This window comes from Desulfurococcaceae archaeon, from assembly GCA_038845865.1.
Classification (GTDB): domain Archaea; phylum Thermoproteota; class Thermoprotei_A; order Sulfolobales; family Desulfurococcaceae; genus UBA285.
Genome location: JAWBQJ010000003.1, coordinates 1 through 15,600, shown reverse-complemented (window position 1 = coordinate 15,600; position 15,600 = coordinate 1). Strand labels below are relative to the sequence as shown.

Annotated in this window: 12 protein-coding genes and 1 CRISPR repeat array; of the genes, 5 read left to right on the top strand and 7 right to left on the bottom strand. The window is 47.4% G+C overall.

The features are described 5' to 3' along the window. Positions 1-36 precede the first annotated feature (36 nt). Complete coding sequence (locus tag QXU03_04410) at positions 37-1,101, bottom strand: pyridoxal-phosphate dependent enzyme (protein ID MEM2170985.1); 1,065 nt, start codon at positions 1,099-1,101, stop codon at positions 37-39. 191 nt (positions 1,102-1,292) lie between these two features. On the opposite strand from QXU03_04410, the gene QXU03_04405 reads away from it, so the two are divergent. Further along, entirely contained in the window at positions 1,293-1,559 is a 267-nt protein-coding gene (locus QXU03_04405; protein ID MEM2170984.1) for a 50S ribosomal protein L35ae, read from the top strand. Between the two features lie 62 nt (positions 1,560-1,621). Here the strand turns inward: QXU03_04405 and QXU03_04400 are convergent, their stop codons facing one another. Next, positions 1,622-2,362, bottom strand: coding sequence for a GNAT family N-acetyltransferase (locus QXU03_04400; protein ID MEM2170983.1), 741 nt, complete (start codon positions 2,360-2,362; stop codon positions 1,622-1,624). 337 nt (positions 2,363-2,699) lie between these two features. Between QXU03_04400 and QXU03_04395 the strand changes: the two genes are divergently transcribed. Continuing rightward, the gene (locus QXU03_04395) at positions 2,700-3,548 is read left to right on the top strand and encodes a DMT family transporter (GenBank protein ID MEM2170982.1); all 849 of its coding nucleotides are present in this window, start codon (positions 2,700-2,702) and stop codon (positions 3,546-3,548) included. A 48-nt stretch (positions 3,549-3,596) separates the two neighbouring features. Then, positions 3,597-4,070 (top strand): hypothetical protein, encoded by a 474-nt coding sequence (locus QXU03_04390; GenBank protein MEM2170981.1) that lies wholly within the window; start codon positions 3,597-3,599, stop codon positions 4,068-4,070. A 98-nt stretch (positions 4,071-4,168) separates the two neighbouring features. On the opposite strand, the gene QXU03_04385 is transcribed toward QXU03_04390, so the two are convergent. The 4 genes from QXU03_04385 to QXU03_04370 form a co-directional block, all read right to left on the bottom strand. Further along, a complete protein-coding gene (locus QXU03_04385; GenBank protein MEM2170980.1) occupies positions 4,169-4,849 on the bottom strand; it encodes a hypothetical protein in 681 nt (226 codons plus the stop codon). Between the two features lie 181 nt (positions 4,850-5,030). Further along, on the bottom strand, positions 5,031-5,921 hold the full coding sequence (locus tag QXU03_04380; protein MEM2170979.1) for an NAD-dependent epimerase/dehydratase family protein: 891 nt from the start codon (positions 5,919-5,921) through the stop codon (positions 5,031-5,033). A 283-nt stretch (positions 5,922-6,204) separates the two neighbouring features. Next, entirely contained in the window at positions 6,205-6,870 is a 666-nt protein-coding gene (locus QXU03_04375; protein MEM2170978.1) for a DUF47 family protein, read from the bottom strand. 2 nt (positions 6,871-6,872) lie between these two features. After that, a complete protein-coding gene (locus QXU03_04370) occupies positions 6,873-7,898 on the bottom strand; it encodes an inorganic phosphate transporter (GenBank protein MEM2170977.1) in 1,026 nt (341 codons plus the stop codon). A 325-nt stretch (positions 7,899-8,223) separates the two neighbouring features. Between QXU03_04370 and QXU03_04365 the strand changes: the two genes are divergently transcribed. Continuing rightward, on the top strand, positions 8,224-9,084 hold the full coding sequence (locus QXU03_04365; protein ID MEM2170976.1) for a hypothetical protein: 861 nt from the start codon (positions 8,224-8,226) through the stop codon (positions 9,082-9,084). Positions 9,085-9,167: 83 nt separating this feature from the next. Here QXU03_04365 and QXU03_04360 read toward each other — a convergent pair whose 3' ends face one another. Then, a complete protein-coding gene (locus tag QXU03_04360; GenBank protein ID MEM2170975.1) occupies positions 9,168-9,752 on the bottom strand; it encodes a hypothetical protein in 585 nt (194 codons plus the stop codon). A gap of 305 nt (positions 9,753-10,057) precedes the next feature. On the opposite strand from QXU03_04360, the gene rgy reads away from it, so the two are divergent. Further along, a complete protein-coding gene (rgy, locus tag QXU03_04355; GenBank protein MEM2170974.1) occupies positions 10,058-13,636 on the top strand; it encodes a reverse gyrase in 3,579 nt (1,192 codons plus the stop codon). A 238-nt stretch (positions 13,637-13,874) separates the two neighbouring features. After that, positions 13,875-15,546: direct repeats of the CRISPR family, unit length 24 nt; unit sequence CTTTCAGTCTTTTTTGATTGCTTC. Positions 15,547-15,600: the final 54 nt, after the last annotated feature.

Below are 15,600 nucleotides of genomic sequence, written 5' to 3'. Positions count from 1 at the left end.
TTGTAATATTAGTCCTAGGAGCTATTTATTTACCCTTCAAAGAGTCTTTAACCCGGAACCTGTAAGTACTAGCAATAGTGTGGAGTTCTCGGGTATCTTACTCTTAAGTTTCTTGTAAGCGGCAAATACGCTAGCGGATGTAGGCTCCACTAAGAACCCGTACTCCCAGAGCTCGTTAAGTGCTATGACTATTTCGTTGTTACCGACGAGCACTACCTCGCCTCCAGTTGTTTTTACTTCTTGAACAATTTCACCTAGCCTGGGGGGATCCGCAACCATTATGCCATCTGCTAGGGTTGAATCCTCGCCTTCAACTCGCGCACCGTACAAAGCTTCGTGTACTGGTTGACAGCTGTACCCTTGAACGGCCACTATTCTTGGGACTTTTTCCGCAAACCCGTATTCCCGTAATTTCTTGAAGCCGTAAGCAATAGCGAGGAGGAGGCCGCCAGAGCCTACGGGTACCACCACGTAATCGGGTATACCCCAATCTTCGTACACCTCGTAGGCTATTGTTGCATGGCCTACCACGTAAAGTGGATTCCATAAATGAGCAACATAGTACACGTCTTTACCCCGAACATACTCTTCAACCACCTTGCTTGCTTCCATCCTACTAGCGGATTCTACGACTTTACCGCCAATTCTAATGACCGCCTTCTTCTTGCCCGGTGGAGCCGTTTTAGGCATTATCACAAGCGGCTCTAAACCGTACAGTTTAGAGTACAGCGTTACAGATATGCCAGTATTTCCACTAGTATCGACAACTGCCTTTTTGAAGCCCATGACATATCCGTAGTACATGGCGAGAGACGTTCCCCGGTCCTTGAAACTACCTCCGGGATTTAGGTATTCTAGCTTAAATAGCAACTTATGTGAATGCATTTTCTCCTCGATAAGAGGCGTTAAACCCTCCCCACGGGCTTTCGTAGGCAAAAATGGTAGAAAACCCTGGTAACGCCTCCAAACGCTTCGAGAAGGGTGTATTTCTCCACTAGCGCTATAGTCGATGGTTAGGGGCCTTCCACAGATGGGGCACTTCCAATAGTATGCTTCAAACAGGCCTTTCTCGAAGCCACAGTATACGCACTTCCACCTCAACGTGGCCACCACATCAAGTAAGAGGGCGAGCAGTGCTAAAAAATAAATAACCTGTAATTAACGTACTGCGTTCTCGGTAGAGAGCTGGTACTGCTTTAACTATAAAAGAGAATTACTTATAAGCCACCTGGACATTAATGCTCTGTGACCACGTTTACCGGGACAGGGTGGTCTAGACGGGCCAGACATGTATGGGTCTAATCCTAGGTTATAGGCGTGGCTCCAACACGCAGTACCCAGGGCAGGTCTTAGTAAGTGCACCGATTGACCGGAAAGGTATTTACAGCTTAGTCGGGACAAAGGTTGTTGCGAGAGACGAATATGGTAATGTCTATGTAGGCAGGGTTATCAAGGTACTCGGGTCAAGAAATCCCAAGCTCGTCGTCGCATTTAGAGGAGGCATACCGGGGCAACTAATAGGTAGGCCCGTAATTGTAGAAAAGTGTGTTCTCCGGTAGCCCGATTTGCTTTTAATAGCTAATTATACGGGGCTTTAAGCGCGACAAGCACATATACGTTATCAAAGGAGATTGTTGTACAGCAAATACTCTACTTCGCAGACCCTGAAACCCGCCTTCTTGAGGAGCGTTACGAACTTCTTCTTGGAGGCATCAACTGGTATCTCGATCGAACGCGACTTCCATGCTAACGCCGTATTCCGCAAATAGTGGAGTACCGCTGTAAGCGCCTCGAGCGCACTATAAGAGGAAAACACCATACTGTCTACTACCAAGTCGTGGTTTACAGTGTACATGACTAGAGCTTTGACGCTATGGCCTTTTCTAACTATGAGCGCCCTTTCCTCTCTGTAGAACTTCCTGTAAATGAGCCGGTCTACGTCATCTACTAGGTTACTCCACCATGTAAGTGGTTTACTAATGCGTGTTTTAATGTTACCTGCGTTGAGGTCTAAAGCAGTGTAAGACTCGTTGTTTCTAACAACAGTTATTTCTTCGGGCCTGGCGCACATCAATAGGACTATTCCACGAACGCTGTAGTTCTTGCTTATGTAGAAGTTTAATGCGGGGATGTTCCAGCTCTTCACGCTCAGGTAGACGGTTTTAACCCCTCTACTGGCCAGGATCTTCTCCGCTTCTGCGAGCAGCTTACTGCCAATGCCCAAGCCCTTGTACCCGTTACTCACCGCTAAGCTCTCAATGTAAGCTTCATTCCCTTTCTTATACGCTATGATGAAGCCGACAACTTTCTTATTGTATTCGCAGGCGAGCACAATAACCCTCTTAGACTTAGACCTAAGAATGGCCTCAAGCCAGTACGGGTTTTCTTTACCAAGTTCATTTAAGTATTGGGAGTAAATCCCAATTATTTGCTTTAAGTCTCGTCTACTGGCTTTTCTTATCGTTAATGCCTTCGCCCTATTTCCGAGTCAACTCATGATGTACTAAACCCTCAACATTAGTAAGGAGGATAAAGGGTATTTTAAACCTGTGCTTCCAATCCGCACCGGGGTTTCAACCTTTAGACAGGCTGTAGTGTAAAGGGGTTTCACGTACTCAGAAGAGTTATTTATTAAGGCCGTAGGTACCTGTTTAGCTAAAAGTGGAGAATATAGACAACTCAAAACAACGGGACTTGACATGGAGCTGTTAATACCGGTAATAGCCTCAATGATATGGAGCCTCAACCCGGCCGTAATATACAGGTTTGCGAGAGGCACGCCTCCATTCCTATTTACATCTCTAAGAGCTCTACTAGCATTGCTCGTCGTAGGAGTGCTAATGCTTCTCAGTGGTATGAATCTACACGGGCTTCCTTCGTTAATAATGCTTCTAATAGTGCTGTCAGGAGTTCTGGGCCCAGGTGTGGGTGATGTTGCTTATACGCGCTCGATTCAGCTACTCGGAGGCTCTCTCGCAGTGGTTATTAGTTACACCTATATCTTCCTTGCGCAGGCGTTCTCAGTACTGATGCTTCACGAGGTACTGAGCTACAAGGCTATTGCAGGAAGTATATTGGCTTTTACTGGCGTAATCGTGGCGTCTTTCAGTAATGGCCTTGGCAAAGTTAACAAAAAGGGGATACTCCACGCGTTTTCAGCTGCCATATGCTGGGGATTAGCGACTGCGCTCATAAAGGCGGTAGAGGGGTATGTTGATGTTTTATCGCTAGCTTTCATAAGGCTAATCTCTGTTGCCCTATTTACGTTTTTCATGAGCATCACAGTTGGCGAAAGGACCAGTATTTGCGGGCACGCCCTCATTGCAGTAGCCTTCACTGGCATACTAGGTTGGGGTATAGGCATGGTGCTTTTCATCCAGGCAATATACTCGTTAGGTGTTTCAGTCGCGGTAATCGCGACTGCGTTTACACCAATACTTTCGCAGTTTACTGGTAAATTTATTGGAGGGGAGAAGCTGTCCGCGAGGACGTTTATAGGAGCATTACTAGTGACTCTTGGCATTCTTTTGCAAATAGTTCGCCAGTAACCGCTCTCTTTAAATTCTTCTATTAAGCAGTCTGGAGAGGGGAGTGACTTGTCTACAAGCATACATGAACTCTCCACCTCGGAGCGAGGACTAGTCGATCGCGAAGGCGACATAACCTACCGGGTGGTATGTTATCTTAACCTGTATTCCAGCACGTGGAGTGACGAGCTTTACGAGGCTCTCTTAAGGTCTTTCAATGAGTACCTGGAACGCGTAACACCGCTAAGATACGTTCCGTACGTAACTGAGATGCTCGCCAAGGAAGCTGTAATACCACTTTGGGAGGCGGGCGTGAACATAAACACAATACACGAACTCCTGAATAAAGTACTCGAAGTTAAAGGGCACGGCGCGCATGAAACATACATACGCGAGCTCAGGAAGCTCCTCGTGGAGTTATTACCTAGACTAGGAGTCAGCGAGCCGGAAGACCTCATCGGAAAATGCACTAGTGAGTACAGCGAAGAAGAGTGCTTAACGGGCATCGCGGTAACATCCTTAATAATTTCAACTAACCCTTAACGGGGATTAGCCCTAACGCGATCATAGAACGAATACACGAGCGGTCTTGAAGCGGGTTGTCATAGGACCGGGTTCAAGTTAGGGGAAAGGTAGTACGGTCAATACGTTAATAGTATATAAATTGCCGTGGACATCATTATCAACGAGCCTATCATCTTGAGGAATTTCTCGTGTTTCAATAGGATGTCATATACTGCCTTGAGTTTTGACACGTATATGAGTGCCAGTAGCAGTAGTATTAAGGGCGACACGAATACGAGTACGTAAAATAGCGTTGAAGGTAGCCAGACCCAGAATTCATAGTTCTTCAATATGACGTTGAATGCTAAAAAGAGCCCGGCGCTACACGGCAGTAAGGTGAACGACGACACCAGCCCTAGAACCGATATCATAGGCAATCCCTTGTACACGAGCCTGTCGAGTCTGAGAATAGATGCCACTTTACAAGGTACGTCATCCTCGCGGCAAACAAGTTCGCCTACGTAACCCTTCTTCCTCGTTAAAGCGCTGTAAAGTAGTAAAGTAAACCCGTATATCAGTAACAGTACTGCTAGTAGTTGCATTGGTAGTCTTATGAAAGCGTACCTCAGTAGCATGCCGAACGCCACGTATCCGAAGTATACGGAAGCTATGAACGTGGTGCCCGCTTTAACAGCGTACTTGAGGTTTACGAGCGTAGCTGACACGACTATGAGCGCAAATATGGCGTAGATGCAGGGATCTATGGAATCGATTAGCGCGAGTACGATTATGAGCCTCAATAGCTCATTGAAGTCCATGTAAACACCGGGATAGATGTAGTTCTTAAACCCCTAAATAAGTGGGAGGCTCTTAACGCCATTTTAAGCTCCTGCGTGAAGGTGCATTGGGGTTAGTCGAAGTATGCGTATGGAGTAGGCGTAGAATCGTATAGCTTCATGGAGGCGTGTAGGAGCTCTCGTCTACAATGGGGTGTGGTTATTAAGGGCAGTACGACTTGCCTTCAATTAGCGATTTGATGCCACTTCGTAGTTCTACTCGCGGTTTCCAGCCCAGGCTTAACGCCCTCCTTATATCTGCTACGCTATGCCTTATGTCTCCTGGTCTCGGGGAGGTGTAAACGGGCTCGGCCTCAATACCAGCAAGCTCTATTACTAGCTTAGCAAGCTCTCTTATAGAGGTGGCTCTACCAGTACCTACGTTAAACGTGCCCCGTGGTTTCTTATCGAGGACCATCTCAATGAACTTTACCACGTCATCTACGTGTATAAAGTCCCTTGTCTGGTCGCCGTCACCATATATTATCGGGGGGAGCCCCTGCCTGACCCTTTCCACGAACTTTGTTATTACACCTGCATATGCTCTGTTTTGGCACGGCCCGTAGACGTTGAATAGCCTCATAACAGCGTACTGAAGTCCCAGTTTACCATAGAACTTGACCACTTCCTCACCCATGAGTTTCGTGAGCCCGTAAGGTGATAGCGGACTCGTAGGGTGATTTTCATCTATAGGCAGGTATACTGGGTTACCGTACACGGCAGCTGAGCTTAGGTAAATCACGAATGCATTACACTCTGAGGCCTTCTTCGCGATTTTAGACGTTACAGCGACGTTGTTAACGAAGTAGTCGTAGGGTTTTTCGAAAGACTCTGCTACATCAACGTATGCCGCGGCATGAATCACTACATTGGCGCAGGGCACTTCGACATGCCCTCTCAAGTCGGCGGTAATAACCTTTATTCTTCTACCTTTTAAGTAATTAGTCATCGAAGCGCGTTCTAAGCTATCTACAACGATTACATCGAACCCTCTTTCCTCCAAGTGTAACGCTATGTGCCCCCCAATGAACCCGGCTCCTCCAGTAATGACCACTTCCAAGCTCTATCAGCCGCCTGCCCCTAGATATGAAAGAACATTACACTGATAACTTTAATCTAAAAATGATCTAAATACGTAGTGTTTGGGGCTTAACTCAGCCTTCGTGACTCCTATTCAGGCTGGACCTTGACGGTTTAAAAACGCATCTTTACGCTCTCCTACTGGTACCCGGTACTATGGACACCCGTTTTCGAGTCGTTACCACCGATCTCGACTCTCGTGCGCTAGGCAGGCCTAAAGGTATTTCCTAGGTTCACAGCAAGTAGTGGAGCGCTTGCTAGCGCCTTAGTAGTGCAATTGACCTCAGAACGTCAGCCACGTCTTCACACTTGTCAGCAGCGTCTTCCAAGATGTCCACGACTTCCTTTGCCAGTAGGCAGTAAGAGATCCTCGCTGAATCGCAGTAGGAGAAGACTTCTTTTAGTGTTTCAACGCGCATATCGTCTACCCTTTCCTCGATGACTTCTATACGATCCGCTAGCTCCAACGCCTTCTCTTTGTGCCCGGCCAGTAGCTCTTTACTTGCTTCTTTAATTAACGTCGTTGCTTCTTGCACGTTTTTGGCTATTTCTATGAACCTCTCTACAATGCCTTTCGGTAAAACATCGTCATGCACGTAACCGAGCCTTCTCGTCCATGCCTTCGCATGTGAGGCCACATCGTCGCTCGTGATAACAAGCCTAATTACCTCTTCGCGGTCAATGGGGTGAAAAACTTCTTGTGACAGCTCGGCGAGAATTTTCCTCTTGATCTCATCAGCTTCACGCTCTAAATCAAACACCTTTCTCCACTCTTCGCTGAACTTCTCCCAGTTGCCTGCATGATATGCTTTTAACGCCTCGGTGGCGTGCTCAACTACGTTAAGAACTCTAGAGACGTGCTCGATATAGAGTCTAAGAGCTCTTCTCTCCTTATCTCTCGAAATCCAGCTCCAAGTAGACAAATTTACGCACCTCCAAATAGAATCACCAAAGCGTAATAAAAGCACATTCCCAAGAGTGCGGCAATGGGTAGCGTTAGCACCCAGGCTGACAGTATTGTTAGTACTAGTTTAACGTTAAGGCCTCTCTTAATACTCCTGTACTTAGCTACTCCAATGCCCATTACCGTGCCAACGGTTATGTATGTCGTTGACACCGGTATGCCGTAACCCATAACCATATACGGTATCGTTGTGAAAAGCCATGTAGATGAAGCCGATACCAGGGATGACGAAATAGAGCCCACGGGGTCGAGCCGAGTTATCTTAAACCCCACCGTTTCTGCCACCCGCCTTCCCATAATTACCCCTCCCAGCGCGATGAATACAGCACCCAGTAGAGCTAGTAGTACCGACGCACCAATACCCCTAGAGTACCCGGCAACCTCCATTACTGCTAAGTATACTCCCGTAGCGTTGGCAACGTCGTTCGCGCCGAACGAGTAGCCATCCCAGCCCGCGAGTGTTACTGCCAGCGCCTTGATGAGGCCTTCCTTCGGTGCCTTCTTTTCCAGTAGTCTATTTAAGCTGGTGTAAATGATGGCGGCGAGGAGCATCGCCAGCGCTGGCGAGGCTAACCAGCTAATTAATATCTTATTAATGACACTGAAATCTACAAGGCTCCACTCCCACTTCTTCAGGATGTATGCTAGCCCTACGCCGATTACGCTACTGACGGCACTCTGGGATGTTGAAACTGGTAATCCGAGTCTCGAAGCAATAATGATCCACAGTATGGCGGCTAAGGAGGCTGCGACAGCCCCGTGGATGTCAAGAGTCTTCACGATGCCGCGTCCTAGAGTCTTTATAACCATGTGTCCCTGAAGCAGGGCGCCAGCAATGACGCTACTAGTAAACACAGCGACCGCTATTTTATAGCTTGTAACTTTACCGCCGACGAGTACACCTATAATGTTGGCCATGTCGTTGGCTCCTATCGCAATGGCGTATAGTGCTGCTAGCGCTAACCCGGTGAGTAGAAGCGCGTTCAACGTGAGCCCCGTTGATTTACATACGGATTTGGTGCTTTAAGTAAGGACTAAATTAACTATATATGCCTATATATTGTCCATTACCCAGGTTACGCACACCACCCCGAGGAAAACATCATCCACGTGCCCAAGGAGTGGGGCAGGTTCAAGGGTTTAGGGGTACCCCTGAACGCCCTCAATGATGAATCCCCGAGACCGATGTAGGGGGGCAAAGATGAGGCAGTGAAATCACCCTATAAACTTATATAAGAGCTGAATCCCGGGATCTTCCAGTATAATCCTCTTTAACAGCTACGTTACATCTTTATGGTAGGGTGGACGGTTCGTGGACAAGCTGATACTGGTTACTGGTTTAATACCCTACGATTCGGGTAAAACGTGGTTCGTGCTCAGTTCTGCATCGTATGCTAGGAGTACTGGGTTAAGAGTTGGAGTATTTAAACCTGTCGCAGGACATAATCTATGGTATAGTCCGAGGACTATTAAGAAAAGCATTGAGTTGGGGTTACTAGTTGGCAATGACGTTACACTATACTATGAAAACGGGTTCGTTAAGGATCCGGCTTTGAGCAACCCTCTAGCGATCGCCACCATACCACCCGATCCCCGCTTCTATGAACAAAGTATGGATACTTACATGGCGGACTTGGAGAGCATGTACTCGACGGCAGTACTTTCTAGAATAACGAATTGCCGTAGCAAAGCAACTAGACACTACTACTACCCGGAGAGCCTCAAGAGGGCGCCCCCGGCCACGAGAAGGACCCTCGAGAAGATGCTATTAGCGCTTCATGCCGAGGAAAGCTCTATTGACGAGTTAGTTAAGTACATGGAGTCCGCCAATTCCGAAGAAAGCCTGAACGAGTGCCTAGAACTTATACGGGGGGGTAACAACGTGGTATTCATTGAGAGCTTTAATGACGCCATAGCCCCTTACGCAAGTCTACTTGGAAAAGTAAACGCTATCGTGGTCGTAGCTCCCGGAAGGGTGTTCGTATACGAAGACGTGAAGACGTTGAAGGAGCTAGTAGTAAGTAACGTAGAGAAGTATGGATGGGAAGGATTCAGGACGAGGCATATCATTGGTAAGGTGAGTGCACAAATCACGCTAAGTACCGGTTTCGCCTTAAAACCCAAACCATACAACATTCACAAAGCCTTCATTAAGGCGATTCTGGAGGAGTAGTTCGTAATCAGCAGGTAACGAATTCCCCCATCTCTTGCTGAGTGCTACATGCTCACAGCGCGTTTAAACGATGTCACCAGTTACTAGATGTACTCGTTGAAGATGTTCACTTGAAGCTTCGCGCGCTCCCTCTCTTCGTTATGTGAATAGAAGTTGCACGAGAGTTTACCACTTCTAAACGTGCAATCCACCTTCACCGCGCTACTTTCTAGCACATTGATATTTAGCACCACGGGGAGGTCAAGTGCTTTGAGTATACACCTCCGGTACCTGCTCTCGGAGACCGCCTTCACCGCTTCTCTGAGTTTTGCCGCTTTAGCCGGATCAGGGAAGACCACGTAGCCCATGTCGGCTAGCATTACGAGGTACTTTGCAGATGCCTTGTAGTCGCCCGCCGCGTTAGCTATGTCTTTAAAAACAGGCAACCTGCCGTTCTTAGCAGCCTCTACAGTTGTTTTGAGTAACGCGTATTCAAGTCTATTGAGTATCCCCTGATTGAGCATTACTAGCCTCTTATCAGGCGCTCTAACTTTCAGCTCGAACCAGGGTAGCTTGTAGACGATCATCGAGATCCTTTCCACTCTACTCAGCTCTTCCCTTAGCTTATCCACTTCATTCCTTCTAATAGCCTCAATTAACTTTGCAAGGGACAGTTCAACAGCGCTCAACGTGAGCACCTTTAGCGTATCACTACTGCACTGATACAGAGCACCTTAAAATACCTTATAGCCAGGTAACCAGTTTAGATGGTACTAGGCACTGACAACTAGCCTCTTCTACGCCCTTCGAGGAGGTGAAAGGGTCGGACGCCGTAAGAAACGGCGTGCTAGGTGGTGGAAGTAGCGATCACCCTCTAATAATGCTCTGTAAACCAAGCCAGCTACTAATTTTATAAGGCTTTTGCGAGAAGTGCTACACAGAGGCTTTATAAGTCACCATTAACACTTCCATTTACATTATTGGGGAGAAACGTGTGGGTGTAGAAGCGATTTTTCGAGGAATGTGCCCTAATTGTAGAGGAGATATAACCTCTACTAGGCTCGTTGCCGGAGAGCCCTGCGACGAGTGTACCAGTAAAATGGGCACTAGGTTGAGGGGGTATTCTTACGGCATTAAAAGAATCGAAAGGAGAGTTGAAGAAGTAGATAAAGTGTTTACTGCAGTCGTCAATTCCAGGATGTGGGGACTCCAGAGGCTCTGGGCGCGCAGGTTCTTCAATAACGAGAGCTTCGCCATGGTTGCGCCGACAGGGAGCGGTAAAACTACAATGCAGATAATACTAGCCCTCTATGCCGCCCGCGAGGGCAAGAAATCCTTGATCCTGGTCCCCACGAGCCTCCTCGCTAGCCAGGTTCATGAGAAGATGCTAGTCGCGAGGGAAAAACTAGGGCTCACCAACGTGGAGATCGTTGCTTACCATAGCTTAATGGTCGATAAAGCTAAAAAAGAGACGCTCATCAAAGCGCCTACAGCATCAATAATAGTTACAACCCCCCTTTCCCTAATGAAGAGGCCGGAACTCCAGCAACCGGTAGATGTGGCATTCGTGGATGATGTAGATAGCTTCTTGAGGAGGAGCAAATGCGTAGACATAGTACTAAGAATGCTCGGTGTACCGGAAGAAGCAGTGAAAATAGTCGAAGAGGCTGAGAACCTGGAAAAGGAGGCTAGAAAGGTAGCCGTTGAAGACCCGGATAAGTCCAGGCAACTACTGGCAGAGGCGGGTAAGCTCAGGACACTACTTCGAGAGGGGGTTAAGGGCATGATCGTGGTTAGCGGCGCTACGCAAACCGCTAGGAGAACAAAGAGAGTAAGGTTGCTAAATGCGCTTTACGGCTTCACGGTTGGGGGTAAGGCTGAGTTTGGCAGAAACATCGTAGACATCTACTTAAAGCCGGCTGGTGAGCAGCTCGAAGAGGTGATCGCAAAAATCGTGGCGAAGCTTGGTACCGGCGGGCTAATATACGTACCAATGGATAGGGGGGTTGAGTACGCCGAAAAGCTAGCAGGATATCTAAAGGAGAGAGGCTTGAGGGTAGAAGCCTACATGAAGTCCAAGAAGAAGCTGTTCAGGATGTTCGTGAACGGGGAACTGGACGCGCTAATAGGTATAGCATCGTACCGAGGCCCACTCGTCAGGGGCATAGACCTCCCGGAGAGAGTCAGGTACGCGGTCTTCGCTGGTGTTCCAAAATTCAAGCTGAAAATCAGCATCGAGGATTTCCAGCCTAGTAGATGGCTCATGCTCCTGAATGAAATAAAGGACATCGTCTACGAGAAGTACCAGGAAGAATTTAACCGGGTGCTCGGAGGCTTAATCAAGATCCGAACGGCAGGTAGAGAGGCCCTCGAAGCCGTGAGAGAGGCCTTGAAAGCAGGCAAAGAGCTGGAAGGCTACCAAGAATTTGCGAGAAAGGTCGCGGGAGAGGCCCTTAAGTTCATGAATAAAGTGCTAAAAGACCCCGAAGTAGTCGAGAAGCTGAAAAGGAGTGAAACGATAGTCCTCGGTGGTAGGGAAGGAGAGTACTTCTTCATAATACCGGATGTAGTGGCTTACGTGCAGGGTAGTGGCAGAACATCTAGGCTCTACGTGGGAGGCTTAACAAAAGGGCTTAGCGTGCTAGTAGTAGACGAGGAGAAGGCATTCAAAGCCCTCCTTCGAGATTTGAAGTACTTGCTCGAAGAAGTGGAGTTTAGAGAGTACAATGAGCAGCTGGTTAACGAGGTACTAGAAAAGGTAGATGAGGACAGGGCGAAAGTTAGACTAGTGCTGGAAGGCAAGTTGAAAATGAAGGAAAAGGAGCTCATGAAGACGACGCTATTCGTCGTTGAATCACCTAACAAAGCTAAAACCATAGCCAAGATGTTCGGTAAACCTACTAGAAGGGTCGTAAATGGAGTTCAAACCTACGAGGTCTTAGCCGAGAACAGGTTAATGGTGATCGTCGCGACGGGGGGGCACATTCTAGACCTCACCACGGACAATATTGGAGTATTCGGAGTGGTAGTTGACAATAGCTCTTTCAAGCCCGTGTACGAGCCTATACGAAAGTGTGCTAAATGCGGTAGGAATGTCCCAAGAGACGAGGAGGAATGCCCCTACTGCGGTGGTAGGGTTTTAGTGGATGCATTACCCGTTATAGAGGTTCTCAGGAAAATAGCTTCGCAAGTCGACGAAGTGCTGGTGGGAACAGACCCCGACGCGGAGGGGGAGAAAATAGGATGGGACGTGACTCTACTGTTAAAGCCTTTCAACAAGAACATATACAGGGTTAGATTTCACGAAGTAACCAAGAGGGGTATTACAGAGGCGCTGAAAAGCCCCGGCGAATTGGACGAGAACATGGTTAATGCGCAGATAGTTAGAAGAATCGAGGATAGGTGGATCGGTTTTACGCTGAGCCCAATGCTGTGGAAGGCGTTTAATCTCAACTTCCTTTCGGCTGGTAGAGTTCAGACGCCGGTTCTCGGCTGGGTGGTCGAAAGAACAGAAAAGCACAAGGTTAAGGCGGAGCTCGTAATGCTGAAACTGGATGGACTAGCAATCCAGCTAGTATTCAAAGCACCAAAGGGGTTCGCGGACTCCGTAAAAAGCAGCGGAAAGGTAACAATAGCTGGCGTTAAGAGGGAAGAGATCGAGGTTAATCCGCCACCACCTTACACCACTGATACGATGCTTGCCGAGGCTTCTAGGGTGTTGAAGGCGTCGGCTGTAAAAATCATGGAGTCAGCTCAGAGGCTGTTCGAAGCTGGTTTAATAACGTACCACAGAACGGATAGTACAACCGTGAGCTCCCTAGGTATTGGCATAGCGAAGGACTACGTTGAGAAAGTGTTTGGCTTGGAGTTCTTCCACGGCAGGAGGTGGGAGAAGGAAGGAGCGCACGAGTGCATCAGGCCTACGAGGCCGCTGGATTCTGGGCAGATCAAGGCCTTAAAGGCCGCTGGGTTAATAGCTATAGCCGTGCCCCTTAGGCCGGAGGACTACAGACTATACGACTTAATATTCAAGAGGTTTATAGCCAGCCAAATGAAGGCTGCAAGAGTGGAGAGAACGTCGTTTAAGCTAGTTCTCGGAGACTTCGTCAGGGAGTTCTCGTTTATAACGAATATTATTGAAGAGGGCTTTATCAGGTTAACTAAGCGCTTTAACCCCGTGGACCTCGGCACGTTAAAGGACGGCGAATATGCTGTTCTCGACGTATCGTTCATAACCATACCCGAGTACCCGCTTTACACTTATAGTGAGCTGGTGAGATTGATGAGGGATAGGGGCATAGGAAGGCCGTCAACATATGCCAAGATACTTGACGTGCTCAGAAGAAGGGGTTACATCTTGGAAGTTAGCAAAAACAAGCTAGTTGCAACTCCTAGAGGCAAGAAGGTCTTTAAATTCCTTAGTGAAAACTTCGGTAAACTCATAGGCGAAGAGAGAACTAGAATTCTTCAGGAAAAAATGGACCTCGTAGAAGCCGGTAAAGAGAAGAGCGAAAACATCCTAAAAGAATTCTACGAGGAGATACAAATGGTTTCTAGAAATCCCCATAGCTAAGCTTCTATTCGAGGCGAAGAACAAACGCCATTTGGAGGTACATAACGTTTCCTTTCAGTCTTTTTTGATTGCTTCGCAAGCCCGCAGTTTCACCTCGTCCTTCACTCCAACCTTCGAGACGCAGATCTTTCAGTCTTTTTTGATTGCTTCATTTCTCATGCGGAAAGTGCAGAGCGAAGAGTTTGCCCAGCTCTCTCACTATCTCAAACAGTCTTACCGCTGTTTCAGTATCCGGCATCTTTCAGTCTTTTTTGATTGCTTCATCGCTCTTTGAGTATATTGCTGAACCACTCCCCGAGCCAGCAACTCAGTCTTTCAGTCTTTTTTGATTGCTTCTGAACTCAGCACTCTTTGATCTAATAGTGATGAACGGCTGATCTTTACTCTTTCAGTCTTTTTTGATTGCTTCTCACCCGTATTAATTTAAGTAGTGCACTACTTAAGTGATTCGCCCATGTCTTTCAGTCTTTTTTGATTGCTTCACGCGGTGACTAGAACCAGGCGCACCCTCCACCCCCTCTTCATGATATCTTTCAGTCTTTTTTGATTGCTTCACCTTGAATCGTAAAACGGTTGTACCCTTGCGAAGCCGTTCCGTGTACCGCGGTCTTTCAGTCTTTTTTGATTGCTTCAGACATACACATGGCTAGGTACATGGCTAGAGAAGACCCAGAGTTCCTCAGCTTTCAGTCTTTTTTGATTGCTTCGCCGAGGCTGGTCTACGACTACAGTGAAGGCTACGTCGTAGACGCTGAAACACTTTCAGTCTTTTTTGATTGCTTCACGGAGTAGCGCTCGTGAGAACCGGTAAGGGCTACTCCGTGCTTCTCGTGGGAGACTTTCAGTCTTTTTTGATTGCTTCACGTGCTCGATGTTAGACCATACCAGGTATCCCTGGAGGACCTAGCTAACTTTCAGTCTTTTTTGATTGCTTCCAGGCGAGCGAGATGTACCTGCTAGTATAGTGAAAACCTTTCAGTCTTTTTTGATTGCTTCTCTCGAAGATGAAAAGATCAATTTCAGTTAAGAATTTGTGTGGTTTGTCTTTCAGTCTTTTTTGATTGCTTCGGCTTGTTCAACCTAGCTCTCGCTAAAGCCTCAAACCACAGCTTCATCACTATGGTGCTCTTTCAGTCTTTTTTGATTGCTTCTACGTAAAAACGCTAGTTAAGTTTATAATCGCTATGAGCTTACGCAGTACTGGTGGCTTTCAGTCTTTTTTGATTGCTTCAATTTTGGATACCGGCTTCCGTGGGAAAGGGGCGTTTTCAGCCGCGGGGTTTGCTTTCAGTCTTTTTTGATTGCTTCTCGATTTATACGGCAGGTTGAGATAGCCCCGCTCTCTCCAGTAGGATATGTCTTTCAGTCTTTTTTGATTGCTTCAGACCACTACCTGCTTGTACCTCGCGAGCCCGGACGACTCGTTGACCTTTCAGTCTTTTTTGATTGCTTCAATTCTGTGTAACATCGAAAGATCAACAGTACCTTTAACACTGTGTTTAACTTTCAGTCTTTTTTGATTGCTTCACTACAAGGACGTTGAACTGGGTTTCGACAAGTACATTGAAACGCCAGAGGACTTTCAGTCTTTTTTGATTGCTTCGTACGATGACACGTATCTTCTCTCGAAGAAACCCGCCTCCGCCAGCTTCCTCCTTTCAGTCTTTTTTGATTGCTTCACGCGGGCTTTTCACTCCATTCTCCACGAGCTTCAGCAGTTCCCGCGCGATCCTTCTTTCAGTCTTTTTTGATTGCTTCAGACATAGTCTTCAGAGATATGTGCGACTTCGTCTTCGAGGAAGATGAGGAGCTTTCAGTCTTTTTTGATTGCTTCATGGTGATGGTTGTATGAGTGGGGCTGGTTCACATGAGAGTAAGTCGGCTGACTTTCAGTCTTTTTTGATTGCTTCAACTACGACTTTAGCGATCTCTACGGCCTCGGTGCACCTCAGAGATCACCCTTT

What these genes read in the sequence shown, in the direction of transcription:
- QXU03_04405 (MEM2170984.1), top strand. Translation starts at nt 1,293, where the DNA reads ATGGGTCTAATCCTAGGTTATAGGCGTGGCTCCAACACGCAGTACCCA.
- QXU03_04395 (MEM2170982.1), top strand. Translation starts at nt 2,700, where the DNA reads ATGGAGCTGTTAATACCGGTAATAGCCTCAATGATATGGAGCCTCAAC.
- QXU03_04385 (MEM2170980.1), bottom strand. Translation starts at nt 4,849, where the DNA reads ATGGACTTCAATGAGCTATTGAGGCTCATAATCGTACTCGCGCTAATC.